The sequence below is a fragment of the Gallionella capsiferriformans ES-2 genome (genome assembly GCF_000145255.1).
Taxonomy (GTDB): domain Bacteria; phylum Pseudomonadota; class Gammaproteobacteria; order Burkholderiales; family Gallionellaceae; genus Gallionella; species Gallionella capsiferriformans.
In genome coordinates this window covers 592,573-618,419 of the sequence record NC_014394.1, presented here as the reverse complement: position 1 = coordinate 618,419, position 25,847 = coordinate 592,573, and the positions used below count along the sequence as shown (strand labels likewise).

Annotated in this window: 33 protein-coding genes and 1 tRNA gene; all 34 read right to left on the bottom strand. The window is 49.7% G+C overall.

All coding sequences use genetic code 11. From position 1 onward, the window contains the following. Position 1 precedes the first annotated feature (1 nt). A complete protein-coding gene (gene rplO / locus GALF_RS02935; RefSeq protein ID WP_013292562.1) occupies positions 2 to 436 on the bottom strand; it encodes a 50S ribosomal protein L15 in 435 nt (144 codons plus the stop codon). Next, positions 436 to 624 (bottom strand): 50S ribosomal protein L30, encoded by a 189-nt coding sequence (rpmD, locus tag GALF_RS02930; protein ID WP_013292561.1) that lies wholly within the window; start codon positions 622 to 624, stop codon positions 436 to 438. The genes rplO and rpmD overlap by 1 nt, the downstream gene beginning before the upstream one ends. A 3-nt stretch (positions 625 to 627) precedes the next feature. Further along, positions 628 to 1,146, bottom strand: a complete 519-nt coding sequence (rpsE, locus tag GALF_RS02925; protein ID WP_013292560.1) for a 30S ribosomal protein S5 — start codon at positions 1,144 to 1,146, stop codon at positions 628 to 630. A gap of 13 nt (positions 1,147 to 1,159) precedes the next feature. After that, the gene (gene rplR / locus GALF_RS02920) at positions 1,160 to 1,513 is read right to left on the bottom strand and encodes a 50S ribosomal protein L18 (RefSeq protein ID WP_041938206.1); all 354 of its coding nucleotides are present in this window, start codon (positions 1,511 to 1,513) and stop codon (positions 1,160 to 1,162) included. Positions 1,514 to 1,527: 14 nt separating this feature from the next. Then, positions 1,528 to 2,061: a 50S ribosomal protein L6 gene (gene rplF / locus GALF_RS02915; protein WP_013292558.1), complete on the bottom strand. Its 534-nt coding sequence runs from the start codon at positions 2,059 to 2,061 to the stop codon at positions 1,528 to 1,530. 10 nt (positions 2,062 to 2,071) lie between these two features. Then, entirely contained in the window at positions 2,072 to 2,470 is a 399-nt protein-coding gene (gene rpsH, locus GALF_RS02910) for a 30S ribosomal protein S8 (protein ID WP_013292557.1), read from the bottom strand. A gap of 11 nt (positions 2,471 to 2,481) precedes the next feature. Then, on the bottom strand, positions 2,482 to 2,787 hold the full coding sequence (rpsN, locus tag GALF_RS02905) for a 30S ribosomal protein S14 (RefSeq protein ID WP_013292556.1): 306 nt from the start codon (positions 2,785 to 2,787) through the stop codon (positions 2,482 to 2,484). 10 nt (positions 2,788 to 2,797) lie between these two features. Continuing rightward, positions 2,798 to 3,337, bottom strand: a complete 540-nt coding sequence (gene rplE / locus GALF_RS02900; protein ID WP_013292555.1) for a 50S ribosomal protein L5 — start codon at positions 3,335 to 3,337, stop codon at positions 2,798 to 2,800. A 12-nt stretch (positions 3,338 to 3,349) separates the two neighbouring features. After that, the gene (gene rplX, locus GALF_RS02895) at positions 3,350 to 3,664 is read right to left on the bottom strand and encodes a 50S ribosomal protein L24 (RefSeq protein ID WP_013292554.1); all 315 of its coding nucleotides are present in this window, start codon (positions 3,662 to 3,664) and stop codon (positions 3,350 to 3,352) included. Between the two features lie 26 nt (positions 3,665 to 3,690). Continuing rightward, entirely contained in the window at positions 3,691 to 4,059 is a 369-nt protein-coding gene (rplN, locus tag GALF_RS02890; protein WP_013292553.1) for a 50S ribosomal protein L14, read from the bottom strand. Between the two features lie 143 nt (positions 4,060 to 4,202). Then, complete coding sequence (gene rpsQ, locus GALF_RS02885) at positions 4,203 to 4,448, bottom strand: 30S ribosomal protein S17 (protein WP_013292552.1); 246 nt, start codon at positions 4,446 to 4,448, stop codon at positions 4,203 to 4,205. Further along, the gene (gene rpmC, locus GALF_RS02880; RefSeq protein WP_013292551.1) at positions 4,445 to 4,639 is read right to left on the bottom strand and encodes a 50S ribosomal protein L29; all 195 of its coding nucleotides are present in this window, start codon (positions 4,637 to 4,639) and stop codon (positions 4,445 to 4,447) included. The genes rpsQ and rpmC overlap by 4 nt, the downstream gene beginning before the upstream one ends. Position 4,640: 1 nt before the next feature. Continuing rightward, a complete protein-coding gene (gene rplP / locus GALF_RS02875; RefSeq protein WP_013292550.1) occupies positions 4,641 to 5,057 on the bottom strand; it encodes a 50S ribosomal protein L16 in 417 nt (138 codons plus the stop codon). Beyond that, entirely contained in the window at positions 5,041 to 5,748 is a 708-nt protein-coding gene (gene rpsC / locus GALF_RS02870) for a 30S ribosomal protein S3 (RefSeq protein WP_013292549.1), read from the bottom strand. Before rpsC ends, rplP begins: the two co-directional genes overlap by 17 nt. A 9-nt stretch (positions 5,749 to 5,757) precedes the next feature. Continuing rightward, positions 5,758 to 6,090, bottom strand: coding sequence for a 50S ribosomal protein L22 (rplV, locus tag GALF_RS02865; RefSeq protein ID WP_013292548.1), 333 nt, complete (start codon positions 6,088 to 6,090; stop codon positions 5,758 to 5,760). Between the two features lie 10 nt (positions 6,091 to 6,100). Then, positions 6,101 to 6,379, bottom strand: a complete 279-nt coding sequence (gene rpsS, locus GALF_RS02860; RefSeq protein ID WP_013292547.1) for a 30S ribosomal protein S19 — start codon at positions 6,377 to 6,379, stop codon at positions 6,101 to 6,103. A gap of 13 nt (positions 6,380 to 6,392) precedes the next feature. Beyond that, the gene (gene rplB / locus GALF_RS02855) at positions 6,393 to 7,220 is read right to left on the bottom strand and encodes a 50S ribosomal protein L2 (RefSeq protein ID WP_013292546.1); all 828 of its coding nucleotides are present in this window, start codon (positions 7,218 to 7,220) and stop codon (positions 6,393 to 6,395) included. A gap of 5 nt (positions 7,221 to 7,225) precedes the next feature. Then, on the bottom strand, positions 7,226 to 7,543 hold the full coding sequence (gene rplW / locus GALF_RS02850) for a 50S ribosomal protein L23 (RefSeq protein WP_013292545.1): 318 nt from the start codon (positions 7,541 to 7,543) through the stop codon (positions 7,226 to 7,228). Beyond that, positions 7,540 to 8,163, bottom strand: coding sequence for a 50S ribosomal protein L4 (gene rplD / locus GALF_RS02845; RefSeq protein WP_013292544.1), 624 nt, complete (start codon positions 8,161 to 8,163; stop codon positions 7,540 to 7,542). The genes rplW and rplD overlap by 4 nt, the downstream gene beginning before the upstream one ends. Further along, positions 8,163 to 8,807 carry a 50S ribosomal protein L3 gene (rplC, locus tag GALF_RS02840; RefSeq protein WP_013292543.1) on the bottom strand — a complete coding sequence of 215 codons (645 nt, stop codon included), beginning with the start codon at positions 8,805 to 8,807 and terminating at the stop codon, positions 8,163 to 8,165. Before rplC ends, rplD begins: the two co-directional genes overlap by 1 nt. A gap of 111 nt (positions 8,808 to 8,918) precedes the next feature. Then, a complete protein-coding gene (rpsJ, locus tag GALF_RS02835; protein ID WP_013292542.1) occupies positions 8,919 to 9,230 on the bottom strand; it encodes a 30S ribosomal protein S10 in 312 nt (103 codons plus the stop codon). A 189-nt stretch (positions 9,231 to 9,419) separates the two neighbouring features. Next, positions 9,420 to 10,610 (bottom strand): elongation factor Tu, encoded by a 1,191-nt coding sequence (gene tuf / locus GALF_RS02830; protein WP_013292530.1) that lies wholly within the window; start codon positions 10,608 to 10,610, stop codon positions 9,420 to 9,422. Positions 10,611 to 10,702: 92 nt separating this feature from the next. Then, entirely contained in the window at positions 10,703 to 12,796 is a 2,094-nt protein-coding gene (fusA, locus tag GALF_RS02825) for an elongation factor G (protein WP_013292541.1), read from the bottom strand. A 36-nt stretch (positions 12,797 to 12,832) separates the two neighbouring features. After that, on the bottom strand, positions 12,833 to 13,303 hold the full coding sequence (gene rpsG, locus GALF_RS02820) for a 30S ribosomal protein S7 (RefSeq protein WP_013292540.1): 471 nt from the start codon (positions 13,301 to 13,303) through the stop codon (positions 12,833 to 12,835). 42 nt (positions 13,304 to 13,345) lie between these two features. Next, positions 13,346 to 13,720 (bottom strand): 30S ribosomal protein S12, encoded by a 375-nt coding sequence (gene rpsL, locus GALF_RS02815; RefSeq protein ID WP_013292539.1) that lies wholly within the window; start codon positions 13,718 to 13,720, stop codon positions 13,346 to 13,348. A 111-nt stretch (positions 13,721 to 13,831) separates the two neighbouring features. Further along, on the bottom strand, positions 13,832 to 18,079 hold the full coding sequence (rpoC, locus tag GALF_RS02810; RefSeq protein ID WP_013292538.1) for a DNA-directed RNA polymerase subunit beta': 4,248 nt from the start codon (positions 18,077 to 18,079) through the stop codon (positions 13,832 to 13,834). Between the two features lie 97 nt (positions 18,080 to 18,176). Then, positions 18,177 to 22,256 carry a DNA-directed RNA polymerase subunit beta gene (gene rpoB / locus GALF_RS02805; protein ID WP_013292537.1) on the bottom strand — a complete coding sequence of 1,360 codons (4,080 nt, stop codon included), beginning with the start codon at positions 22,254 to 22,256 and terminating at the stop codon, positions 18,177 to 18,179. Between the two features lie 125 nt (positions 22,257 to 22,381). Continuing rightward, positions 22,382 to 22,753 (bottom strand): 50S ribosomal protein L7/L12, encoded by a 372-nt coding sequence (rplL, locus tag GALF_RS02800; protein ID WP_013292536.1) that lies wholly within the window; start codon positions 22,751 to 22,753, stop codon positions 22,382 to 22,384. A 24-nt stretch (positions 22,754 to 22,777) separates the two neighbouring features. Next, a complete protein-coding gene (rplJ, locus tag GALF_RS02795) occupies positions 22,778 to 23,308 on the bottom strand; it encodes a 50S ribosomal protein L10 (RefSeq protein WP_013292535.1) in 531 nt (176 codons plus the stop codon). Between the two features lie 297 nt (positions 23,309 to 23,605). Continuing rightward, positions 23,606 to 24,292: a 50S ribosomal protein L1 gene (gene rplA, locus GALF_RS02790; protein WP_013292534.1), complete on the bottom strand. Its 687-nt coding sequence runs from the start codon at positions 24,290 to 24,292 to the stop codon at positions 23,606 to 23,608. Further along, the gene (rplK, locus tag GALF_RS02785) at positions 24,292 to 24,723 is read right to left on the bottom strand and encodes a 50S ribosomal protein L11 (protein ID WP_013292533.1); all 432 of its coding nucleotides are present in this window, start codon (positions 24,721 to 24,723) and stop codon (positions 24,292 to 24,294) included. Before rplK ends, rplA begins: the two co-directional genes overlap by 1 nt. Before the next feature lie 122 nt (positions 24,724 to 24,845). After that, positions 24,846 to 25,379, bottom strand: coding sequence for a transcription termination/antitermination protein NusG (nusG, locus tag GALF_RS02780; RefSeq protein WP_013292532.1), 534 nt, complete (start codon positions 25,377 to 25,379; stop codon positions 24,846 to 24,848). After that, positions 25,379 to 25,726 carry a preprotein translocase subunit SecE gene (secE, locus tag GALF_RS02775; RefSeq protein ID WP_013292531.1) on the bottom strand — a complete coding sequence of 116 codons (348 nt, stop codon included), beginning with the start codon at positions 25,724 to 25,726 and terminating at the stop codon, positions 25,379 to 25,381. Before secE ends, nusG begins: the two co-directional genes overlap by 1 nt. 34 nt (positions 25,727 to 25,760) lie before the next feature. Continuing rightward, positions 25,761 to 25,836 (bottom strand) — tRNA-Trp (locus GALF_RS02770). Positions 25,837 to 25,847: the final 11 nt, after the last annotated feature.

The window sequence follows — 25,847 nt, the reverse complement described above, 5'->3', positions numbered from 1 at the left end:
CTTACTCAGCGATACTACCGCCAGCAGCTTCAATCGCTGCACGGGCACCCTTGGTGACCAGCAGACCCTGCAACGCAACTGCGCGAGTAATTTCACCGCAAAGAAAAACCTTAGCGCCCAAAGCACCGGCACGAACGATACCTGCTTGCTTCAGCGCCAACAGATCGATGGATGAAACCGGCAATGAATCCAGATCGCCCAGACGAACTTCAACGGTGTCATTGCGAGTTAAAGAAACGAAACCACGCTTAGGCAAACGACGCTGCAAAGGCATTTGACCGCCTTCGAAACCGACCTTATGAAAACCGCCTGCACGAGACTTCTGCCCCTTGTGACCACGACCACAGGTCTTGCCGAGGCCAGAACCGATACCACGGCCAACGCGACGCTTGGAGTGCTTAGCACCTGGTGCTGCTTGAATAGTATTAAGTTGCATTATTGAGCCTCGTACTTAACCAGGTAAAACACTTTGTTAATCATACCGCGAACGCAAGGTGTATCTTCCAGTTCAACAGTATGATTGATACGACGCAACCCAAGACCGCGCAACGTAGCACGATGCGATTCCTTAGTGCCAATCTGGCTCTTGAGTTGTGTCACTTTAATAGTTTTGGCTTGTGTCATTTCTTACCCCAAAATTTCGTCAAGATTCTTGCCGCGTTTAGCAGCAATCTCAGACGGTGCATTCAACGCCTTCAAGCCATTCAATGTTGCACGAACGACGTTGTATGGATTGCTCGAACCCAGGCATTTAGCTGAAACGTCGCGTACACCAACAGCTTCAAAAACAGCACGCATTGCGCCACCGGCGATAATTCCAGTACCCTCAACAGCAGGACGCATCAGAACCTTAGCTGCGCCATGAGTACCGATAACAGCGTGATGCAATGTGCCATTCTTCAGATTCACTTTGAACAGGTTACGACGGCATTCTTCCATTGCCTTTTGTACAGCAACTGGAACTTCCTTGGACTTACCCTTGCCCATTGCAATACGACCATCACCATCACCAACGACAGCCAGAGCAGCGAAGCCCATAATACGGCCACCCTTAACGACTTTGGTGACGCGATTAACGGCGATCATTTTTTCGATCATGCCATCATCGCGTTCCTCTTTTTGCATTTTTCCTTGCGGCTTAGCCATTGCTCAACTCCAATTAGAACTGCAGACCATGTTCACGCGCAGCTTCTGCCAACGCCTTAACACGACCATGATAACGATTACCGGAACGATCGAAGGCGACCTGAGTAATACCTGCACTCTTTGCCTTCTCAGCGATACGTTGACCCACGACGCTAGCTGCCGCCTTGTTTCCACCATTAGCCAGGTCCTTGGCAACATCCGCTTCTAAACTGGATGCACTTGCAAGAATCTTACCGCCGCATGCAGATATGATCTGAGCGTAGATATGCATATTTGTACGGTGAATTGCCAGACGTACGGTTCTTTGTTCAGCAATGCGGGCACGGGTTTTGCGTGCTCTGCGCTGACGAGATGCTTTTTTATTCAACATATCCGCCTCAATTATTTCTTCTTGGTTTCTTTCAGAGCCACCACTTCATCGCTATAACGAACGCCCTTGCCCTTGTAAGGCTCTGGAGAACGGAAAGCGCGAATTTCTGCGGCAACCTGGCCTACGCGTTGTTTGTCAGCACCCTTCAGAACCACTTCGGTCTGAGTAGGTGTTGTCACTACAACGCCATCTGGCATCACGTAATTTACAGGGTGAGAAAAACCCAGTGTCAGGTTCAACGTATCGCCTACGGCTTGTGCACGGTAACCCACGCCAACCAGAAGCAACTTACGCTCAAAACCCTTGCTCACGCCATGCACCATATTGGCCAGCAAAGCACGGATGGTTCCTGACATCGCATTTGACTGCTTGGATCCGCTAGTAGCGGAACACAAGAGCGCATCGCCTTCGCGAACAACGCTCACGTCAGCAGTCAAACCGTGCTTCAGAACACCCAACGGGCCTTTTACAGTTATTTCATTTGCAGCCATAGTAACTTCAACATCACCAGGGACTACAACAGGATTCTTGGCTACTCTAGACATACTTACCTCACTACGCGACTACGCACAATACTTCGCCACCAATACCATTGGCGCGTGCTTTGCGGTCGGTCATCAAACCCTTGGAAGTAGAAACAATCGCGATTCCCAGACCATTCATAACCTTAGGAATATCGGTGTTACCCTTGTAAATACGCAATCCCGGACGGCTGATGCGCTGAATTTTTTCGATTACAGGACGACCGCTGTAGTACTTCAGACCGATTTCCAAAGTAGCCTTACCAGGCGTTCCTTGTTCGATTTTGAAGCCGTCAACATAGCCCTCTTCTTTAAGAACTTCTGCAATTGCAACCTTCAATTTTGAAGATGGCATTGATACGCTTGCTTTTTCAGCCATCTGCGCATTGCGAATGCGCGTCAACATATCGGAAATTGGATCATTCATGCTCATAATTATTACTCCTACCAGCTAGCCTTAGTGATGCCAGGAATCTCACCACGCATCGCAAATTCACGAACCTTAATGCGACCCAAACCAAACTTCCTGAATGTTCCGCGAGGACGACCAGTCAAAGCGCAGCGATTACGCAAACGAACCGGACTTGAATCGCGCGGCAAGGCTTGCAACTTCAAACGAGCAGCAGCACGATCTTCATCAGATGCACTCACATTTGAAATCGTAGCCTTCAATTCAGCGCGCTTTGCAGCAAACTTTTCGACGATCTCGCGACGCTTCAGGTCACGGTTAATCAATGACATCTTAGCCATTAGTAATCCCTCATTTCTTTAATGGGAGTTTGAAAGCCAACAACAAAGCACGAGCTTCTTCGTCAGTCTTCGCGGAAGTCGTGATCGTGATATTCATACCACGCAATGCATCGACTTTTTCATATTCAATTTCTGGAAATATGATCTGCTCTTTGATACCCATGTTGTAGTTACCACGACCATCAAAAGACTTCCCGGAAATACCACGAAAATCGCGGATACGGGGAATTGCAACAGAAATCAGACGATCGAGAAAGTCATACATGCGATCTTTACGCAACGTGACCTTACAACCAACCGGATAACCTTCACGAATCTTAAAGCCGGCGATCGACTTCTTAGACATCGTAACGATAGGCTTTTGACCTGCGATCTTCTGCATATCACCAACCGCGAAATCCATAACCTTCTTGTCAGCAACCGCTTCACCCACACCCATGTTCAAGGTGATCTTTTCGATACACGGTACTTCCATCACTGACTTATAACCGAATTGCGTCATAAGATCTGCAGTGATCTTTTCCTTATAAATATCATACAAACGAGCCATGCCCTATACCCCTTAAGCGTCAACAACTTCGCCGTTGGACTTGAAAACGCGTACTTTGCGTCCATCTTCCAGCGTTTTAATACCGACTCGATCACCCTTATTCGCAGCGGCGTTAAACAAAGCCACGTTTGAAATATGTATTTTCGATTCTTTTTCGATGATACCGCCCGCTTCACCCTTTACCGGATTTGGCTTCTGATGTTTTTTGACTTTATTGATACCGCCAACGAGCAGATAATCACCTGAAACGCTCAAAACGTTACCGCGATTACCTTTGTCTTTACCAGCGATCACAATTACGTCATCGTTCTTTTTAATCTTACGCATGTTTTTCCTCGATCGACCCGTTAACGCTAGAGCACTTCAGGTGCAAGCGAAACGATCTTCATAAACTTTTCAGTGCGAAGCTCACGTGTAACTGGTCCGAAAATACGAGTACCAATTGGTTCCAGCTTTGCGTTCAACAACACTGCTGCATTGCCATCAAACTTAACCAGCGAACCATCTGAACGGCGAACACCATAAGCCGTGCGAACGACTACAGCATTGTAAACTTCGCCCTTCTTTACACGACCACGCGGAGCCGCATCACGGATACTTACCTTGATAACATCACCAACGGAAGCATAACGACGCTTAGAACCGCCCAAAACTTTGATGCACATAACAGAGCGCGCACCAGTATTGTCAGCCACATCTAAAACAGACTGCATTTGTATCATTATTTAATCTCCAACTTTTTCCGCTTACGGCGGCCAGTTTTGGAACCCGTTCGGGTTAAGGACGCCGCAAGCGGCGATGTAACGAAGCCGCGTATTATATGCAAATTAAAATAATTTGCAAGCTGAAATTGCAAACAAAAATGTTAAGCGGCTTTAGCTACACGCCAGGCTTTAGTTTTTGCCAGAGGACGACACTCTTCAATCGTAACAACATCGCCTGTGTGGCACTCATTATTTTCATCGTGAGCATGGTACTTCTTGGAAACGCGAATGATCTTACCCAGCAATGGGTGCTTCACTTTGCGCTCAACCAAGACGGTAACCGTCTTGTCCATTTTGTCACTTGTAACTGTACCGGTCAGGGTACGTTTAACTGTAGTTTCGCTCATGACTGAACATCCTTCTGCTTCATTACGGTTTTAATGCGCGCAATGTCACGACGAACCTTGCGCACTTCGCTGGTCTTAGTCATTTGTTGCGTCGCGACTTGCATACGCAGGCCAAATTGAGCACGAGTCAGAGAAAGCAGATCTTCTTGCAGCTCCGACTTCGACTTAAGCTTGAGTTCACTAGCTTTCATGTTATTCACCTACCTGTCTGACAACAAACACAGTCGCAAGCGGCAACTTTGCAGATGCCAGCTTAAACGCTTCACGAGCCAATTCTTCACTGACGCCGTCCATTTCATACAACATCTTGCCAGGTTGAATCTCGGCAACGTAGTACTCAGGATTACCCTTACCATTACCCATACGAACTTCGGCTGGCTTCTTGGAGATAGGCTTGTCCGGGAATACACGAATCCAGATACGACCACCACGCTTGATGTGACGTGTCATTGCACGACGTGCGGCTTCAATCTGACGTGCAGTCAAACGACCGCGCGCAACCGATTTGAGACCAAATTCACCGAAGCTTACCTTGTTGCCACGTGTGGCAATTCCGGTATTGCGGCCCTTTTGTTCCTTACGGTATTTTCTTCTAGCTGGCTGTAGCATGCTTAGCTCCTGGCTTTTTTACTCGTTTTTCCGGTTCAGCAGCTGCGGGTGCTGCAACTTCCTGACCGATATCACCCTTGTAGACCCAAACCTTGACACCGATAATGCCGTAGGTTGTTTGAGCTTCCGAGGTACCGTAGTCAATGTCTGCACGCAATGTATGCAATGGCACACGGCCTTCGCGATACCATTCGGTACGGGCGATTTCGATACCGTTCAAGCGACCTGCACTCATGATCTTAATGCCAAGAGCACCGAGACGCATTGCATTTTGCATCGAACGCTTCATCGCACGACGGAACATGATGCGCTTTTCCAACTGAGCGGTGATGTTATCAGCGATCAGTTGAGCATCGATTTCTGGTTTGCGTACTTCTTCGATTGCAAGATCAACCGATTGCAGACCCATACGACGACGCAGCTCAGCGCGCAACACTTCAATGTCCTCGCCCTTTTTACCGATAACCATACCTGGGCGCGCGGTGTAGATCGTAACCTTTGCACTCTTAGCAGGACGCTCGATGATGATCTTAGAGACCATTGCCGACGCCAGCTTTTTCTTCAAGTAAGCACGAACTTCGATATCTTTGAGCAGCATGTCAGCGAAATTAGCGCTGTTAGCGAACCACTTAGAATCCCAGTTCTTGCGAACACTTAACCGGAAACCGGTTGGGTGAATTTTCTGTCCCATAATTTATCCTCAGCTTCCGACGCTAACAGTGATATGACAAGTCTGTTTTTCGATCTTATTGCCGCGACCCTTCGCACGAGCCATAAAGCGCTTGAGCGATGAAGCCTTGTCAATATAGATTACCTTGACTTTCAATTCGTCAATATCAGCACCATCATTGTGCTCGGCATTAGCGATTGCAGAATCCAGTGCCTTCTTGATAATTCCAGCACCCTTTTTAGGGCTGAAATTCAAAATATTGAGCGCCTGAGCAACCGGCAATCCGCGAATCTGATCCGCGACCAGACGGCCTTTTTGTGCGGAGAGGTGAATATTTTTTGCAACTGCGGTAGTTAAAGTCATCATGCCTCCCTTATCTCTTCACTGCTTTTTTATCAGCAGCATGACCCTTGAAGGTACGAGTCAGGGAAAATTCACCTAACTTATGACCAACCATGTTTTCAGAAACGTACACGGGAATGTGTTGCTTACCGTTGTGTACCGCAATCGTCAAACCGACAAACTCAGGCAACACCGTAGAACGGCGAGACCAGGTTTTAACCGGGCGCTTATCATTCGTTGCGCGTACTGTCTCAATCTTCTTGAGCAGATGTGCATCAACAAATGGACCTTTTTTAATGGAACGTGCCATGTTTAATTACCCCTTAAGCCTTAAAACGACGACGCACTATCATGCTGTTTGTGCGCTTGTTTCGACGAGTGCGGAAGCCCTTAGCCGGAACACCCCATGGGCTGACCGGATGACGACCTGCTGCAGTCTTACCTTCACCACCACCGTGCGGGTGATCGACCGGGTTCATGACCACACCGCGAACGGTAGGACGAACACCGCGCCAGCGCATTGCACCAGCTTTACCGATAGAACGCAGGCTGTGCTCTGAATTACCCACTTCGCCCAGTGTTGCTTTGCAATCGATATGAACCTTGCGGATTTCGCCTGAACGCAAACGCAATTGAGCGTAGCTGCCATCGCGAGCCAACAATTGAACCGAAGTACCGGCAGAGCGTGCCAACTGAGCACCCTTACCTGGCAACATTTCGATACAGTGGATCGTTGAACCGACTGGAATATTGCGCAAAGGCATTGCATTGCCGTTACGGATCGGAGCTTCCGAACCACTGATCAGCGCAGCACCTGCTGAGATACCCTTAGGTGCAATGATATAGCGACGCTCACCATCCACATATAACAGCAGTGCGATATTAGCGCTGCGGTTTGGATCGTATTCGAGACGCTCAACCGTGCAAGGAATACCATCCTTATTACGCTTGAAGTCAATCAGACGATAGTGCTGCTTATGACCGCCACCCATATGACGAGTCGTAATATGACCGTTGTTGTTACGGCCGGCAGTCTTCGTTTGCTTTTCCAGCAAGGCTGCAACAGGCTTACCCTTATGCAATTCCTTGTTAACAACGCGCAATACAGCACGTTGTCCCGGTGTCGTTGGTTTTAGTTTAATCAGTGCCATGATAATTATCCTTGCTCGCTTACAGCGAAGTTAATTTCCTGACCGGAAGCCAGACAAACATAGGCTTTCTTCCAGTTATTGCGACGGCCAGTGAAACGACCCGAGCGCTTTACTTTACCCTTAACGTTTGCAAGTTGGACACTGTCAACTTTGACCTTGAACATGAACTCAACTGCAGCCTTGATTTCTGGCTTGGTCGCGTCGGTAGAAACCTTGAAAACAACTTGTTCGTACTTGTCTGCGACATAAGTTGCTTTTTCAGAGATTTGTGGCGCGATCAACACTTTCATCAAACGCTCTTGACTAAATGATTGTGCACTCATGCGAACATCTCCTCAATTTTAGCTACCGCACCGCGTGTCACAACAACACTAGGAAAACGAACCAGACTGACAGGGTCAGCTTGATAGGCTTCCAGAACCAGTACGTTAGGCAGATTACGTGAAGACAAGTACAGATTTTCATCCATGCTGTCAGTGATCACGAGAACGCGACCAGCAATACCCAGATTCTTGATCTTATCGGCAAGAAGCTTAGTCTTAGGTGCGTCTACGGTCAGATCATCGATCACAACCAGACGGCTCTCAGCTACCAGCTTGGACAGAATCGCTGCAAAACCTGCGCGATACATCTTACGGTTAACTTTTTGAGTGTAGTTTTCTTCGCCGGTGTTCGGGAAAATCTTACCACCACCACGCCACAACGGGCTGGACGCCATACCGGCACGTGCACGACCCGTACCCTTTTGGGCAAACGGCTTGCGAGTACTCTTGGCGATTTCACAACGGCTCTTTTGCTTGCTGTTACCAGCGCGCGCATTTGCCTGATAAGCCGTTACCAGCTGATGCACCAGATCTTCATTGTAACCACGACCAAACACTTCGTCGGAAGCGACGAGATTTGCGGTTGACAGACCTTTATCATTGATGACTTTGAGTTCCATTAGGCACCTGCCTTCACTGCGGGACGCACGATAATTTTGCTGTTAGTGCAACCAGGAACGGCGCCCTTAACCAGCAACAATTGACGCGCAACGTCAACACGCACGATTTGTAGATTTTGAACGGTACGCTGCTCATCACCGAGATGACCCGTCATACGCTTGCCAGGAAATACACGACCTGGATCTTGCGCCATACCGATAGAACCCGGTACGTTATGTGACTTTGAGTTACCGTGAGAGGCGCGACCTGATTTGAAATGGTGACGCTTGATGGTACCTGCGTAACCCTTACCCTTAGTCGTACCCGTTACATCAACGAGCTGACCTACCTGGAAAATTTCAACACTGATAGAAGAACCCAATGCCAAACCATCCAACTGCTCAGGCGTAACGATGAATTCTTTAAGTGCACTACCGGCTTCCACACCCGCCTTAGCGTAATGTCCTGCGGCAGCTTTGCTGACGCGGGTTGCACGACGAACACCATGTGCAACTTGCACAGCAGTGTAACCATCTACAGCAACGGATTTAACCTGAGTAACACGATTATTAGACACTTCCAGCACAGTTACCGGCAACGATGATCCGTCTTCGGTAAATACGCGGGTCATGCCAATCTTGCGACCGACAAGTCCTAAGCTCATTTTAATTTCCTCTTGTTAAGGGGCTAACTACAATTGGTCAGCCGATTAGATACTACAAAAACAAGCAAGCAGCGCAGGGTTATTAAACCCTTGCACCGCCAACCTGAATTATTACTGCAACTTGATTTCTACATCAACGCCAGCTGGCAGATCCAACTTCATTAACGCATCAACTGTCTTATCAGTTGGGTCAACGATGTCCATTAAACGCAGATGGGTACGAATTTCGAATTGGTCACGCGAAGTCTTATTGACATGAGGTGAACGCAGAACGTCGAAACGCTCAATTTTTGTCGGCAATGGAACAGGACCATTAACCACAGCGCCAGTGCGCTTTGCTGTTTCTACAATGCGTGCAGCGGATTGATCTATCAAACGATAATCAAACGCTTTGAGGCGAATGCGAATTTTTTGACTTTGCATAAATTTTCTCTGGCTTTGTGCGGCAATGCCGCTAATTAAAGAACAAACTCACTTGAACTCAATCAAGTGAGGGGGCGCATTGTATTCGCTATAAATACTAAATGCAAGCAAAATCAGGAATGAGGATCGAGGAGTGAGATCTGAGTACAAAATCTACTCAGTCCTCAATCCACAATCCCGATCCTGCTATTACTCGATAACTTTTGCAACGACACCGGCACCAACGGTACGGCCACCTTCGCGAATCGCGAAACGCAGACCTTCTTCCATCGCGATCGGATTGATCAGTGCAACGGTAATGCTGACGTTATCGCCTGGCATAACCATTTCGGTGCCCGCTGGCAATTCAACTGCACCCGTTACGTCCGTCGTACGGAAGTAGAACTGAGGACGGTAGCCCTGGAAGAATGGCGTATGACGACCACCTTCTTCTTTGCCCAATACGTAGATTTCCGCAGTGAACTTAGTGTGAGGCTTGATTGAACCTGGTTTGCACAATACTTGACCGCGCTCAACTTCTTCACGCTTCGTACCGCGCAACAGAACACCCACGTTATCGCCAGCCTGACCTTGATCGAGCAGCTTACGGAACATTTCAACGCCAGTACAAGTGGTCTTCAAAGTTGGCTTGATACCAACGATTTCGATTTCTTCGCCGACTTTAACGATACCGCGTTCGATACGACCCGTTACAACAGTACCGCGACCGGAGATCGAGAATACGTCTTCAACTGGCATCAGGAATGCGCCGTCAACAGCACGTTCCGGCGTTGGAATGTAGGTATCCAATGCTTCAGCCAAACGAAAAATTGCAGGCTCGCCGATATCAGACTGATCGCCCTTGATGGCCAGCATCGCAGAACCCTTGATAACTGGAATGTCATCACCAGGGAAATCGTACTTGGACAGCAATTCACGAACTTCCATTTCAACCAGTTCGAGCAACTCTTCGTCGTCGACCATGTCGCACTTGTTCAAGAACACAACGATGTAAGGAACGCCAACCTGACGTGCCAGCAAGATGTGTTCGCGAGTCTGAGGCATAGGACCGTCAGCAGCTGAACAAACCAGGATCGCGCCGTCCATCTGCGCAGCACCCGTGATCATGTTCTTAACATAGTCGGCGTGGCCCGGGCAATCTACGTGAGCGTAGTGACGAGTTGCTGTTTCGTATTCAACGTGAGCGGTATTAATGGTAATACCGCGTGCCTTTTCTTCCGGTGCCGCATCGATCTGGTCGTAAGCCTTGGCTTCGCCGCCAAACTTCTTGCACAACACCATCGTGATCGCCGCTGTCAGCGTTGTCTTACCGTGATCCACGTGACCGATCGTACCGACGTTGACGTGTGGTTTGGTGCGTTCAAATTTACTTTTTGCCATTTTAGCCTCTATCAAATAATTATCTGTTTTACTAACGTCTAATCGCCAGTTAGCTCAAGGCTAACTAGCGACTAGTGTTTAACAACTTCCTTTTACTTCTTGTTCATAATCGCTTCAGCGACATTCTTTGGCGCTTCAGTGTAATGCTTGAATTCCATTGTGTACGTAGCACGACCCTGAGTCGCAGAACGCAACGATGTAGAGTAACCAAACATCTCAGACAGTGGAACTTCCGCCTTAACAGACTTGCCACCACCCAACATGTCATCCATACCCTGAACCATACCGCGGCGTGATGACAAATCGCCCATCACCGTACCTGTATAGTCTTCCGGTGTTTCAACTTCAACCGACATCATAGGCTCAAGCAGAACAGGACTCGCCTTACGCATACCTTCCTTGAAGGCCATAGACGCTGCCATCTTGAACGCATTTTCGTTCGAGTCAACATCGTGGTACGAACCGTCGAACAAGGTTACCTTAACATCGACAACCGGGAAGCCCGCCAACACACCACTTGGCAATGATTCGCGCAAACCCTTTTCAACCGCAGGGATGTATTCACGAGGAACCGTACCACCCTTGATCGCGTCAACGAATTCGAAACCCTTGCCAGCTTCGTTTGGCTCCATGGTAATCCACACATGACCATACTGACCGCGACCACCGGTTTGCTTCGCGTACTTACCTTCGACTTCGACTTTCTTGCGGATCGCTTCACGGTAGGCAACTTGCGGTGCACCCACGTTCGCTTCAACGCCAAATTCGCGCTTCATACGGTCGACCAAAATTTCCAGATGCAACTCACCCATACCGGACATAATGGTTTGACCCGACTCTTCATCGGTGCGAACACGGAAAGAAGGATCTTCAGCAGCCAGACGACCCAGCGCCAGACCCATCTTTTCCTGATCAACCTTCGTCTTAGGTTCAACTGCAACGTGGATCACCGGCTCAGGGAATACCATACGCTCAAGAATGATCGTATTGTTGATATCACACAGAGATTCACCGGTGGTCACTTCCTTCAGACCGATACAAGCAGCGATATCGCCAGCCAGAATTTCATCCACTTCCAGTCGCTCATTAGCATGCATCTGCACGATACGACCGATACGTTCCTTTTTGCCACGCACAGAGTTGTAGACCGTATCGCCCTTTTTCAGCACACCGGAATAAACACGCACGAAGGTCAATTGGCCGACGAATGGATCCGTCATCAACTTGAATGCCAAAGCAGAAAAACTCTCGCTGTCATCGGCTTTACGCGAAATCGGCTGACCTTCTTCGTCTTCACCCGTCACATCAGGGATATCCACAGGCGACGGCATGAACATGATGACCGCATCAAGCATACGCTGGACGCCCTTGTTCTTGAAAGCCGAACCGCACAGCATAGGCTGAATTTCGCAGGCGATTGTACGGGTGCGCAGACCAAAAATAATTTCCTCTTCGGTCAATTCACCATTCTCAAGGTAGTTATTCATCAACTCTTCAGAAGCTTCGGCAGCAGTTTCAACCATCTTCGCGCGCCATTCGGCAGCGACCTCAACCAAATCGGCCGGGATTTCACGATAGTCAAACTTCATACCCTGAGATGCCTCATCCCAGTAGATGGCACGCATCTTGATCAGATCAACCACACCTTCGAATTTTTCTTCAGCACCGATAGGCACAACAATCGGCACAGGGTTAGCACGCAGGCGTGTGCCCATCTGCTCAACCACTTTGAAGAAATTTGCGCCTTGACGGTCCATCTTGTTAACAAAAGCCAAACGAGGGACTTTGTATTTGTTAGCCTGACGCCAAACTGTTTCCGACTGAGGCTGCACACCACCTACTGCGCAATAAACCATGCACGCACCGTCAAGCACACGCATAGAACGTTCAACTTCGATCGTAAAGTCAACGTGACCCGGCGTATCGATGATGTTGAAACGATGCTCTTCATACTGCTTTTCCATGCCCTTCCAGAAGCATGTTGTCGCAGCCGAAGTAATGGTAATTCCACGCTCCTGCTCCTGTTCCATCCAGTCCATGGTGGCAGCGCCATCATGAACTTCACCGATCTTGTGACTTACGCCGGTGTAGAACAGAATACGTTCGGTTGTCGTAGTTTTGCCCGCATCAATATGCGCGCTGATACCGATATTACGGTAACGGTTAATAGGTGTTTTACGAGCCACGATGTATACCTAACTAGTTTGATTGTTAATGCTAAATTAGAAACGGAAATGCGAGAACGCCTTATTGGCTTCAGCCATACGGTGAACTTCTTCACGCTTCTTCACCGCACCACCACGACCTTCAGATGCATCGATCAGCTCACCAGCCAAACGCATACCCATGGATTTTTCACCACGCTTGCGAGCTGCTTCGCGCAACCAGCGCATGGACAAAGCCATACGACGTGACGGACGAACTTCAACAGGAACCTGGTAGTTTGCACCACCTACACGACGGCTCTTCACTTCAACCTGTGGCTTAGCATTGGTCAGCGCAAGATTGAAAATTTCAATCGCATCTTTACCAGTCTTCTTGCCAACCTGCTCCAGTGCACCGTACAAGATACGTTCTGCAACTGATTTTTTACCAGCTGTCATCAACACGTTTACAAATTTGGACAAATCCTGATTACCGAACTTTGGATCTGGCAACACTTCACGTTTGGGTACTTCTCTGCGTCTTGGCATATCAACCTCAAATAAATTACTTAAAAAAATACAATCGCGAACTTATTTCTTAGGACGCTTGGTACCGTACTTGGAACGTGATTGCTTACGATCCTTCACACCTGCTGTATCCAGACTACCGCGAACCATGTGGTAACGCACACCCGGCAAATCCTTTACACGACCACCGCGCAACAGCACAACCGAGTGCTCCTGCAGATTATGGCCTTCACCGCCGATGTAGCTAATGACTTCAAAACCATTGGTCAGACGAACTTTAGCCACTTTACGCAACGCAGAGTTAGGCTTCTTAGGTGTTGTGGTGTAAACACGAGTACACACACCACGCTTTTGTGGCGAACTACCGAGCGCTGGTACCTTGCTCTTTTCTACGATTGCGACACGCGGCTTGCGGATCAACTGATTAATGGTTGGCATTATCTAACATCCTAAAGTAAATTCTAAAATTCCGTTTGTGTTTATAAAACAAAAGCTTATCGTCGCAGACAGACAGAATCACCTGCTGCGACGATAAAAAGATTGTGGATTCTATTCAGAAACCACCGCACTGTCAAGCAACTCACCGGCGGGTGCCGACTCTGCAGCCATAAAATCACGACCTTGCGCCATATCAATACCCAGACCCTGCTTGCGTCGTGCATTGTGGTAAGCCATCCCGGTACCGGCCGGAATCAGACGACCCACAATGACGTTTTCTTTCAGACCGCGCAATTCGTCGCGTTTGCCCATGATCGCAGCTTCGGTCAGAACACGGGTTGTTTCCTGGAAGGAAGCGGCCGAGATAAACGAATCGGTCGACAACGATGCCTTGGTAATACCCAGCAGCATAAATTCGAAAGTAGCTGGCTCTTTGCCGGCAGCACTCATTTTCTCGTTTTCTTCCAGCAGATCTGCGCGCTCTACCTGTTCGCCCACGATAAAGCGAGTATCACCCACTTCTTTCACCTGAACGCGACGCAACATCTGACGCACGATCACTTCAATGTGCTTGTCGTTGATCTTAACGCCTTGCAGACGGTACACTTCCTGAACTTCATCAGTGATGTAGCGAGCCAGCTCCGCGACGCCCAACAGGCGCAGAATATCGTGAGGATCAGCAGGACCGTCGACGATCATTTCACCGCGCGTCACCATCTGACCATCGTGAACCAGCACATGTTTTTCCTTAGGAATCAGGAATTCGCTTGCCAGACCTTCAACATCGGTAATAACCAGACGCTGTTTGCCCTTGGTTTCCTTACCGAACGATACCGTACCGGTACACTCAGCCAGCATGCCGGCATCTTTAGGGATACGCGCTTCGAACAACTCAGCCACACGCGGCAAACCACCGGTAATATCGCGAGTCTTGGAAGATTCCTGAGGAATACGCGCCAATACATCACCAATACCAACCATCTGACCATCTTCTACCGTAATAATGCAACCGGTCTGGAACGTCACACTAACCGCTGTTTCTGTGCCTGTCAGCTTGACATCTTCACCGCTTTCATCGAACAGGCGAACCATAGGACGAACCATCGTGCCGGCCTTGTTTTGTGCCGCAGTACGCTGCTTAGGATCGATAACCACTAGCGTTGACAAGCCAGTCACTTCATCGATCTGCTTAGCAACCGTCACACCTTCCTCAACGTTCTGGAAGCTGACACGACCTGCGTACTCAGTAATGATAGGACGGGTATGCGGATCCCAGGTTGCCAGGACTTCACCGGCACGGACAGCAGCGCCTTCCTTAATCACCAGCGTCGCACCGTATGGAATCTTATGGCGTTCGCGTTCGCGACCATAATCATCGGCGATGATAATTTCCGCACTACGCGCAACGACAATCGCTTCACCGCGCAAGGTGGTCACCACGCGCATATTAGGGCTGTATTTCAGCACACCGTTAGACTTACCTTCAACCTGGCTCGCGACGACGTTACGTGATGCGGCACCGCCGACGTGGAAGGTACGCATCGTCAACTGGGTACCTGGTTCACCGATGGATTGCGCAGCGATCACACCCACTGCTTCACCCACGTTAACCATCGAACCGCGACCCAGATCACGACCGTAGCACTTAGCACACAGACCGAAGCGCGTCTCACACTTCAACGGTGCACGAACTTCAACCTCATCCACGCCCAGCGCTTCGATACGTTCAACCGCGGTTTCATCCAGCAGGCAACCGATTTCGTACAGAGTTTCACCTGACTCAGGATTGACTACATCACGGCTCAATACACGACCCAGAATACGTTCGCGCAAGGCTTCGATGACTTCACCGCCTTCAACGATCGCCTTCATCATCGCGCCGTTAACCGTGCCACAGTCCTCTTCCACCACCACCAGATCCTGCGTCACATCGACCAGACGACGTGTCAGGTAACCTGAGTTCGCTGTCTTCAACGCCGTATCGGCCAGACCCTTACGGGCACCGTGGGTCGAAATAAAGTACTGCAACATGCTCAAACCTTCGCGGAAGTTCGCGGTGATTGGCGTTTCAATAATCGAACCATCCGGTTTAGCCATCAAACCGCGCATCCCGGACAACTGACGAATCTGTGCAGCAGAACCCCGCGCACCGGAGTCGGCCATCATGTAAATCGAATTTAACGATTCCTGCATCATAGGCTTGCCGTTCGTCATGCGAACTTCACCCGTAATACGGTCCAGGACAGGCTCGGAGCTCAATTGATCCATCATGGCCTTAGCCACCATGTCACCGGTACGACCCCAGATATCCACAACCTTGTTATAGCGTTCGCCGTCCGTCACCAGACCCGAGGTGTACTGGGTGTGAATCTCCATCACTTCTTTTTCTGCTGCACCGATCAGATCCGCTTTTTCCGGCGGCATCAACATATCATCGATACAAATCGAAATACCCGCGCGCGTCGCATAAGTAAAGCCGGTGTACATCAGCTTATCGGCCATGATAACGGTATCGCGCAACCCGCACTGACGGAAACTCGCATTAATCAGCCTTGAAATCTCTTTCTTTTTCAATGCCTTATTAATCAATGCGAACGGCAGCCCGGCCGGCAACACTTCTGAGAGCAGCGCACGACCCACTGTCGTGTCATGACGAACCAACTTTTCTACAAACTCGCCCGCCTCGTCTTTATGGAATTCCTTCAGACGAACGATAACCTTAGCTTGCAAGTCCACTTCACGAGACTCATAGGCACGCGAAACTTCTGCGATATTGGCAAACATCGAACCTTCGCCCTTGACGCCGATATTTTCGCGAGTCATGTAGTACAGACCCAGCACGATATCCTGTGAAGGAACAATAATCGGCTCACCATTCGCAGGTGACAATACGTTGTTGGATGCCAGCAACAGGGTACGGCATTCCATCTGCGCTTCGAGCGACAGAGGAACGTGTACCGCCATTTGATCGCCGTCGAAGTCGGCGTTGAATGCCGTACAAACCAACGGGTGCAATTGAATGGCCTTACCTTCGATCAGGATCGGTTCGAATGCTTGAATACCCAAACGGTGCAAGGTTGGTGCGCGGTTCAACATCACCGGATGTTCGCGGATGACTTCTTCGAGAATATCCCACACGACCGGTTCTTCAGCCTCGACCATACGCTTACTTGCCTTGATCGTCGTTGCCAGTCCCATGGCCTCCAGACGACTGAAGATAAACGGCTTGAACAACTCCAGCGCCATTTTCTTAGGCAAACCGCACTGATGCAGTTTGAGCTGCGGCCCCACCACGATCACGGAACGACCGGAATAATCGACGCGCTTACCCAACAAGTTTTGACGGAAACGACCGCTCTTACCCTTGATCATGTCAGCCAATGACTTCAATTGGCGCTTGTTCGCACCGGTCATCGCTTTGCCGCGACGACCATTGTCCAGCAGCGAATCGACCGCTTCTTGCAACATGCGCTTTTCGTTACGCACGATGATATCCGGCGCCTTCAGTTCCAGCAGGCGGCGCAGACGGTTGTTACGGTTGATCACGCGACGATACAGATCGTTCAGATCAGATGTCGCGAAGCGCCCGCCATCCAGTGGCACTAACGGACGCAATTCAGGTGGCAATACCGGCAAGACTTCCAGCACCATCCACTGCGGCTTGATGCCGGATGCGCTAAACGCTTCCAGCACTTTCAGACGCTTAGCGTACTTTTTGATCTTAGTTTCAGAGCCGGTCGCCTGCAAATCCGCACGCAACGTCTCGATTTCACTCATGACATCAAGACCGGAGAGTAAGGCACGCACGCCTTCAGCGCCCATCAGTGCAGTGAATTCGTCACCGTACTCTTCAGTCTTAGCCAGATAGTCGTCGTCAGACAACAACTGACCGCGGTTAAGCGGTGTCATGCCGGGTTCAGTCACGACATAGGCTTCGAAGTACAAGACACGCTCGATATCGCGCAGCGTCATGTCCAGTACCATACCCAAACGGGATGGCAGAGACTTCAGAAACCAGATATGCGCGACCGGACTTGCCAGTTCGATATGTCCCATGCGTTCGCGACGCACTTTGGACAGGGTGACTTCAACGCCGCACTTCTCGCAAATCACACCGCGATGTTTCAGGCGTTTGTACTTACCGCACAAACATTCGTAATCTTTTACCGGTCCGAAAATCTTAGCGCAGAACAGACCGTCGCGCTCAGGTTTAAAGGTGCGGTAGTTGATGGTTTCAGGCTTTTTAACTTCGCCATACGACCAGGAACGAATTTTCTCAGGTGACGCAAGACCAATCTTGATCGCATCGAATTCTTCTTTTTGTGTGACCTGTTTGAACAAATCTAACAATGACTTCATGTGTAACTCCTAAATCTGGTAAGTGGGGTGTAGTAAATGGTGAGTAGGAAATAGGTGAGCGGTAAGCTCTCTATTTCCTACTTCCTACTTCCTATATCTAGTTACGCTCCAAATCCATATCGATGGCGAGAGATCTGATTTCCTTGATCACCACATTGAACGACTCCGGCATGCCGGCGTCGATCTTGTGATCACCCTTGACGATATTTTCATACACCTTGGTACGTCCGGCTACGTCATCCGACTTAACGGTGAGCATTTCCTGCAAGGTGTAAGCCGCGCCATACGCTTCCAACGCCCAGACTTCCATTTCACCGAAACGCTGACCACCGAACTGTGCCTTACCACCCAGCGGCTGTTGTGTAACCAGGCTGTATGGACCGGTTGAACGTGCATGCATCTTGTCATCAACCAAGTGATGCAGCTTCAGCACATGCTTGTAACCTACCGTGACTGGACGATCAAACGCTTCGCCGGTACGACCGTCATGCAAGGTCGTTTGGCCCGACAGCGGCAAGTCAGCCAGCGCCAGCATGTACTTGATTTCTTCTTCCGATGCACCGTCAAATACCGGGGTCGCAAAAGGCACACCCTTACGCAGATTGCGGCACAATTCGATGATTTCGTCGTCGGTAAACGATTTGAAATCAACAGACTGACCGTTGTTATTGTTGTAGATCTTGTCGAGGAAGCCGCGCAATTCGGTGATCTTGGCATTGGTCTGCAACATCTGATCAATCTTCTTACCTAAGCCATTGGCAGCCCAGCCCAGATGGGTTTCCAGAATCTGACCGATGTTCATCCGTGAAGGAACGCCCAACGGGTTCAACACCACGTCAACCGGCGTACCGTCAGCCATATAAGGCATATCTTCAACAGGAACAATGCGTGAGATCACACCCTTGTTACCGTGACGACCGGCCATCTTATCACCCGGTTGCAGACGACGCTTAACTGCAACGTAGACCTTAACCATCTTCTGCACGCCGGCTTGCAACTCATCGCCCTGCGTCATCTTTTTCTTCTTCAATTCGAAAGCCGCATCGAATTCCAGACGCTTTTGCGCCAGACCATCCTTGACCTGTTCCATTTGCGCGGCGACTTCATCGTCTGCCAGGCGAATATCAAACCATTGATGATGCTCGACACCCGACAAGTAGTCAGCCGTCAGTAAGCTACCCTTAGCCAGCTTCTTAGGACCGCCATTGGCAACCTTATCCAGCAGCAACTTTTCGAGACGTGTGAAAGCATCGCTCTCAACGATACGCATCTGATCGGCCAGATCCTTCTTGTAACGGTTCAGTTCATCATCGACGATCTGCTGGGCACGCTTGTCGCGCTGCAGACCTTCGCGGGTAAACACTTGAACGTCGATGACCGTACCGGAACTACCTGCAGAAACACGCAGACTGGTATCCTTCACATCGGAGGCCTTTTCGCCGAAAATTGCGCGCAGCAACTTTTCTTCCGGTGTCAGTTGAGTTTCGCCCTTAGGGGTGACTTTACCGACCAGTACGTCGCCTACCGCCACTTCCGCACCGATATGCACGATACCGCAGTCATCCAGACGGCCCAATTGCACTTCAGACAGATTAGGAATATCGCGAGTGATTTCCTCGGTACCCAGCTTGGTATCGCGTGCAACCACAGTCAGCTCTTCGATATGGATCGAAGTAAAACGATCCTGAGCGATGATTCGTTCTGAAATCAGAATCGAATCTTCGTAGTTGTAACCGTTCCAAGGCATAAACGCGACCAGCACGTTTTGACCCAGCGCCAGCTCACCCATATCAGTTGAAGCACCGTCAGCCACGACGTCGCCGCGAGCAATCACATCACCTACCTTGACCAGCGGACGCTGATTGATATTGGTGTTCTGATTCGAACGGGTGTACTTGATCAGGTTGTAAATATCAACACCGACTTCACCCGCCGTCGTTTCTTCATCATTCACCCGCACCACGATACGCGCTGCATCCACGTAATCGATACGACCGCCACGAATTGCTTGCACTGCCGTACCCGAATCGAGTGCAACCGTGCGTTCGATACCCGTACCCACCAGCGGCTTTTCAGCACGCAAGCAAGGCACAGCCTGACGTGACATATTGGCACCCATCAACGCGCGGTTCGCATCGTCGTGTTCCAGGAACGGAATCAGACAGGCGGCTACCGATACGACTTGCGATGGTGATACGTCCATGTAATTGATGGTATCGGGCGCTGCCAGCACAAATTCGTTGTGGCGGCGTGCGGAAACGATGTCATCCGTAAAGCGGCCCTTCTTATCCAATTCCGCATTCGCCTGCGCAATGGTGTAGGTGCTCTCTTCAATGGCTGACAGATAGTCAACATCGTTAGATACACAACCATTCGTCACTTTACGATACGGTGTTTCAATAAAGCCGTACTCGTTGGTGCGTGCGTACAGTGCTAAAGAGTTAATAAGACCAATGTTTGGACCTTCCGGCGTTTCGATTGGACATACACGACCATAGTGCGTCGGATGCACGTCGCGAACTTCAAAGCCAGCACGTTCACGCGTCAGACCACCCGGTCCCAATGCTGAAATACGACGCTTGTGCGTTACTTCAGACAGCGGATTGGTTTGATCCATAAACTGCGACAGTTGGCTCGAACCAAAGAATTCCTTGATCGCGGCTGAAATCGGCTTAGCATTGATCAGATCATGCGGCATCAGATTATCTGCTTCCGCCTGACCTAAGCGCTCTTTAACAGCGCGCTCTACACGAGCCAGACCCACGCGGAACTGGTTCTCAGCCAACTCACCCACCGCACGTACGCGACGATTACCCAAGTGATCGATATCGTCGATTTCGCCGCGACCATTGCGCAATTCAACCAGAATCTTAACCACCGCAACGATGTCCTCATTGGACAAAATCGGTGAACCGGTCAACTCTTCGCGACCTACGCGGCGATTGAACTTCATACGGCCGACGACTGACAGATCGTAACGCTCTTCGCTGAAGAACAGACCATTGAACAAGCCTTCTACCGACTCTTCGGTCGGCGGCTCGCCGGGACGCATCATGCGATAAATCGCAACGCGTGCGGTCCACTTATCAGTGGTTTCATCCGTGCGCAGGGTTTGCGATATGTACGCGCCCTGATCCAAATCGTTGGTGTACAGGGTGTTAAGCTTGGTGACATTCGCATCCTGCAACTTGCGCAGCAGCTCTTCGGTCATCACATCGTTGGCATTGGCAATAATTTCGCCGCTTTCTTTGTCGATGACGTTATTCGCGATAACACGGCCCAGCAGGAAATCGTCGGCAACAGCCAATTTGTCGATCCCCGCTTCCTGCATCTGACGGATGTGGCGCACAGTGATGCGCTTGTCGGTGGCGACGATGGTCTTGCCCGACTTGTCCAGAATATCGAAGCGCGCGATTTCGCCGCGCAGACGTTCTGCAACCACTTCAAACTGAATACCGCCCTTTTTGCCCAGTTGGAAGGTGTCGAATTCGTAGAACATGCCCAGCATGTCTTCATTGGTGTAACCCAATGAGCGCAGCAGGATCGTAACTGGCATTTTGCGGCGACGATCGATACGGAAATAGACGTAATCCTTGGCATCGAATTCAAAATCCAACCATGAACCACGGTAAGGAATAATACGTGCGGAGAACAGCAATTTGCCCGAAGAGTGTGTTTTGCCCCGGTCATGCTCGAAGAACACGCCTGGAGAACGATGCAGCTGAGACACGATAACGCGCTCTGTACCGTTGATCACGAAAGAACCAGTATTCGTCATCAGAGGCATTTCGCCCATGTAAACTTCCTGCTCTTTTACTTCCTTTACCGTCGGTTTGGAAGCTTCCTTATCCATAATGGTCAGGCGTACGCGAGCGCGCAGTGGCGATGCGTAGGTCAAGCCGCGCTGCTGACATTCCTTGACGTCAAAAGCCGGTGTCCCCAGCATATAGCTGACGAAATCCAGTCTGGCATTCTTAGAATGGCTTTCAATCGGAAATATTCCGTTGAAAGCAGCTTGCAAACCTTCATTTTTGCGTTTTTCAGGCGCAGTTGCCTCCTGAAGAAAGGCAGCAAAGGCTTCCAATTGGGTGGATAAAAGGAAAGGAACCGGAAGTGCACCGATTCGCTTGCCGAAACTTTTACGAATACGTTTTTTTTCGGTAAAAGAGTAGCTCATATATTCTCCACGACTAGGCAAAAAGACAGGGGGCGAAAAGCATGAAATCAGACTTTCCGTCCATTAGCTTCTTAGAGCGCCAAAAGGCTGACGGTAAGCCGTCAGCCTTTTGACAACACAATGTATTACTTAACTTCAGCGGTCGCGCCAGCTTCGATCAATTGCTTAGCAATTGCGTCAGCATCAGCCTTTGAAACGCCTTCTTTAACAACCTTAGGTGCTGCATCAACCAGATCCTTAGCTTCTTTCAAGCCCAGACCAGTGATAACGCGAACAGCCTTAATTACACTAACCTTGTTGTCGCCAACAGTTGCCAGGATAACGTCAAATTCAGATTGTTCAGCAGCGGCAGCAGCAGGACCAGCAGCAGGACCAGCAACAGCAACAGCTGCAGCAGATACGCCAAACTTTTCTTCCATTTGCTTGATCAGTTCTGACAATTCCAGCACAGTCATCGAAGCGACTGCATCCATCAATTCAGCATTAGTAATAGCCATATTGTTCTCCAATTATTTCAAAAATTAAACAGCAGCCGCTTCAGCAGCGACTTCAGCAGGTGCATCTACAACACCATTTGCATCACGGATTGCAGCCAGCGTACGTACGAACTTCGCAGTCGTCGCATTCATAGTTGCCATCAAGCGAGCAATCAACTCATCACGACTAGGTGTTGCGGCGAGCACAGCGACTTGATCCGCAGACATCACGGAACCTGCCATTGAGCCAGCTTTAACAACCAGCAGCGGGTTGGTCTTGGCAAATTCGCACATCACTTTAGCAGCAGCAACAGCGTCGGCACTCATGCTATAAACAAGAGGACCTACCATACTGTCAGCCAATGCTTCAAATGAAGTACCTTGTACCGCACGGCGCGCCAATGTGTTTTTCAACACGTGCAGATAAACACCTGACTCACGTGCAGTAGCACGCAATTTAGTGATATCGGCAACTTTGATGCCACGGTACTCTGCCAAAACGATGGTTTGCGATTGCGCCACTTGTGCGCTGACTTCCGCTACCACGGTTTGTTTTTCTTGCAGATTGAGACTCAAGTCTTCCTCCATTATCCAGAACGCATTCAACATGCGCTCCATCATTTACAACAGCGACCATGAGTCAGGAGAACAACCACTCCTGCTCGCGGGCACACCATCTGCGGGGGGATCAATCCCGATGCCAGGATCATGGATTGAGACAACCCGTAAACCCCGATACCCGAATTTTCAATTAAGCTGCCTCAATCCTGAATCCTGATTTCGACAGCCCCACCGGTCTTTGATGCTGACTACCGCCAGCAGTGCAAAGATATAAGGCGACATGGCAGACACCATGCCACCAGATTTGAATCTTTAAGCCGTGAAACTGGCTTGATCTACGCGAACACCGACACCCATAGTGCTAGACAAAGATACCTTCTTCATGAAGACACCCTTGGAAGCAGCAGGCTTAGCCTTAGCCAGCGCATCAATCAATGCAAGCAGGTTTTCACGCAATGCTTCAGGCGCGAATGAAGCGCGGCCGATCGTGCATTGAATAATACCGTTCTTGTCATTACGATACTGAACCTGACCTGCCTTAGCGTTACGCACTGCACCTGCCACGTCAGCAGAAACAGTACCCACCTTAGGGTTAGGCATCAAACCGCGAGGACCCAGAACCTGACCCAATTGACCTACCAGACGCATTGCATCCGGACTTGCGATGACAACGTCGAAATCCAGATTACCGGCTTTGATAGACTCAGCCAGATCATCAAAACCAACGATATCAGCACCGGCAGCGCGAGCTTCTTCAGCCTTGGCACCCTGAGCAAATACAGCAACACGAACGGTCTTACCTGTACCGCGTGGCAATACCACTGAACCGCGAACCAGTTGATCAGATTTACGTGCATCGATACCCAGATTAACTGCCACGTCGATGGACTCATCGAATTTGGCAACAGCGTTTTCCTTAACCAGTGCCAACGCATCAGTCAATGCATACAGCTTATTGCGATCGACTTTAGTTGCAATTGCTTTATAGCGCTTAGACATTATTCGCCCTCCACTGTGATACCGATACTGCGCGCGCTACCCGCGATGATGCGTACAGCCGCATCCATATTCGCAGCGGTCAGATCAGCCATCTTGGTTGTTGCAATTTCTTCAGCTTGCTTACGTGTCAAGTGACCTACCTTAACGGTATGCGGGGTTGCGCTACCCTTTTGAATACCAACAGCCTTCTTGATCAGAATGGTTGCTGGCGGGGTCTTCATAATGAAGGTGAAGCTCTTGTCAGCAAACGCAGTGATAACCACTGGGATTGGCAAACCTGGCTCTACGCCCTGGGTTGCAGCGTTGAACGCCTTACAGAACTCCATAATATTCAGACCGCGTTGACCCAATGCTGGACCAATCGGTGGACTTGGATTTGCTTTACCAGCTGGCACTTGCAGCTTGATGTAGCCTATGACCTTCTTTGCCATGTTACTCTCCTATCAAACGGGTAATCGAGATTTTCACCTCTCCCCAAATACAGAAAACAGCAAACGGGAAACAGCGCCTGCAATCATTGCAAGCTGCGTTTCCCATGCCATTCCCCTCTAATTTAGCCTTTTTCTACCTGGCCAAAATCCAACTCAACCGGTGTCGCACGACCGAAAATCGTAACTGCCACCCGTATCTTATTCTTGTCGTAGTTAACTTCTTCCACCATGCCGGTAAAGTCGGTGAACGGACCCTCCTTAACACGTACAGACTCGCCCACTTCGAACAAAACCTTAGGCCTTGGTTTTTCAACGCCCGCCTGCATTTGCTGCATGATATTCTGAACTTCTTTTTCACTGATCGGCGTCGGGCGCATTGCTGATCCGCCCAAGAACCCAGTTACTTTTGGTGTATTTTTCACCAAGTGCCAGGACTCATCGGTCATTTCCATCTCAACCAGCACATACCCAGGAAAAAACTTGCGCTCTGAGGTGACTTTTTGCCCCCCCTTGAGTTCAACAACCTCTTCGACTGGAACCAGAATCTGACCAAACTTTTCTTGCATACCCTCGCGAGCAATTCTTTCGACTAATGCCCGCGAAACACTTTTCTCAAATTGAGAGTACGTGTGAACAACATACCAACTCATCGCCATTATTCAGCCCGTCCCATCAACTTATTTACCATCGTCATCAGACTGGCATCAACCAACCACAGAAATAAAGCCATCGTGATAGCAAACAAAATCACCACACCGGTGGTTTGCAGCGTTTCCTTACGGGTAGGCCAAACAACGCGCTTCGCCTCCGCAATCGAATCACGACCAAAGGCGATAAACTGACGACCTGACTCGCTTGTAGACGCGACACCTACCGCAAGCAAAACACCCGCGAGCACCGACAATAACCGCAGCACTGCCGCACTGTCATGCAGGTAGTAGTAACCCGCAATCCCTGCTACAACCAGCAGAAATGCAAATAGCAACTTGATTTTATCCGACATGCGAGAATGTTCCGATTAACGATTACTTACTATTTGGCAGGCCAGGAGGGTTTCGAACCCCCAACCCTCGGTTTTGGAGACCGATACTCTACCAATTGAGCTACTGGCCTAAAAATTTAGG

Bases quoted from the DNA above. Each gene is read 5' to 3' on its own strand.
- rplX (WP_013292554.1), bottom strand. From the start codon at position 3,664: ATGCGTAAGATTAAAAAGAACGATGACGTAATTGTGATCGCTGGTAAA.
- rpsE (WP_013292560.1), bottom strand. From the start codon at position 1,146: ATGGCTAAGCCGCAAGGAAAAATGCAAAAAGAGGAACGCGATGATGGC.
- rpmC (WP_013292551.1), bottom strand. From the start codon at position 4,639: ATGAAAGCTAGTGAACTCAAGCTTAAGTCGAAGTCGGAGCTGCAAGAA.
- rplP (WP_013292550.1), bottom strand. From the start codon at position 5,057: ATGCTACAGCCAGCTAGAAGAAAATACCGTAAGGAACAAAAGGGCCGC.
- rplC (WP_013292543.1), bottom strand. From the start codon at position 8,807: ATGAGCTTAGGACTTGTCGGTCGCAAGATTGGCATGACCCGCGTATTT.
- rplD (WP_013292544.1), bottom strand. From the start codon at position 8,163: ATGGAACTCAAAGTCATCAATGATAAAGGTCTGTCAACCGCAAATCTC.
- rpsH (WP_013292557.1), bottom strand. From the start codon at position 2,470: ATGAGCATGAATGATCCAATTTCCGATATGTTGACGCGCATTCGCAAT.
- rplF (WP_013292558.1), bottom strand. From the start codon at position 2,061: ATGTCTAGAGTAGCCAAGAATCCTGTTGTAGTCCCTGGTGATGTTGAA.
- rpsC (WP_013292549.1), bottom strand. From the start codon at position 5,748: ATGGGACAGAAAATTCACCCAACCGGTTTCCGGTTAAGTGTTCGCAAG.
- rpsG (WP_013292540.1), bottom strand. From the start codon at position 13,303: ATGCCAAGACGCAGAGAAGTACCCAAACGTGAAGTGTTGCCAGATCCA.
- rpmD (WP_013292561.1), bottom strand. From the start codon at position 624: ATGACACAAGCCAAAACTATTAAAGTGACACAACTCAAGAGCCAGATT.
- rpsJ (WP_013292542.1), bottom strand. From the start codon at position 9,230: ATGCAAAGTCAAAAAATTCGCATTCGCCTCAAAGCGTTTGATTATCGT.
- rpoC (WP_013292538.1), bottom strand. From the start codon at position 18,079: ATGAAGTCATTGTTAGATTTGTTCAAACAGGTCACACAAAAAGAAGAA.
- rplA (WP_013292534.1), bottom strand. From the start codon at position 24,292: ATGTCTAAGCGCTATAAAGCAATTGCAACTAAAGTCGATCGCAATAAG.
- rplW (WP_013292545.1), bottom strand. From the start codon at position 7,543: ATGAGTGCACAATCATTTAGTCAAGAGCGTTTGATGAAAGTGTTGATC.
- rplK (WP_013292533.1), bottom strand. From the start codon at position 24,723: ATGGCAAAGAAGGTCATAGGCTACATCAAGCTGCAAGTGCCAGCTGGT.
- tuf (WP_013292530.1), bottom strand. From the start codon at position 10,610: ATGGCAAAAAGTAAATTTGAACGCACCAAACCACACGTCAACGTCGGT.
- rplE (WP_013292555.1), bottom strand. From the start codon at position 3,337: ATGGCTCGTTTGTATGATATTTATAAGGAAAAGATCACTGCAGATCTT.
- rplN (WP_013292553.1), bottom strand. From the start codon at position 4,059: ATGATACAAATGCAGTCTGTTTTAGATGTGGCTGACAATACTGGTGCG.
- rplB (WP_013292546.1), bottom strand. From the start codon at position 7,220: ATGGCACTGATTAAACTAAAACCAACGACACCGGGACAACGTGCTGTA.
- rpsS (WP_013292547.1), bottom strand. From the start codon at position 6,379: ATGGCACGTTCCATTAAAAAAGGTCCATTTGTTGATGCACATCTGCTC.
- secE (WP_013292531.1), bottom strand. From the start codon at position 25,726: ATGTCGGATAAAATCAAGTTGCTATTTGCATTTCTGCTGGTTGTAGCA.
- nusG (WP_013292532.1), bottom strand. From the start codon at position 25,379: ATGGCGATGAGTTGGTATGTTGTTCACACGTACTCTCAATTTGAGAAA.
- rpsQ (WP_013292552.1), bottom strand. From the start codon at position 4,448: ATGAGCGAAACTACAGTTAAACGTACCCTGACCGGTACAGTTACAAGT.
- rpsL (WP_013292539.1), bottom strand. From the start codon at position 13,720: ATGCCAACCATTAATCAGTTGATCCGCAAGCCGCGTGTCGCAATCGTA.
- rpsN (WP_013292556.1), bottom strand. From the start codon at position 2,787: ATGGCTAAGATGTCATTGATTAACCGTGACCTGAAGCGTCGCGAGATC.
- rpoB (WP_013292537.1), bottom strand. From the start codon at position 22,256: ATGAGCTACTCTTTTACCGAAAAAAAACGTATTCGTAAAAGTTTCGGC.
- rplL (WP_013292536.1), bottom strand. From the start codon at position 22,753: ATGGCTATTACTAATGCTGAATTGATGGATGCAGTCGCTTCGATGACT.
- rplV (WP_013292548.1), bottom strand. From the start codon at position 6,090: ATGACTTTAACTACCGCAGTTGCAAAAAATATTCACCTCTCCGCACAA.
- rplO (WP_013292562.1), bottom strand. From the start codon at position 436: ATGCAACTTAATACTATTCAAGCAGCACCAGGTGCTAAGCACTCCAAG.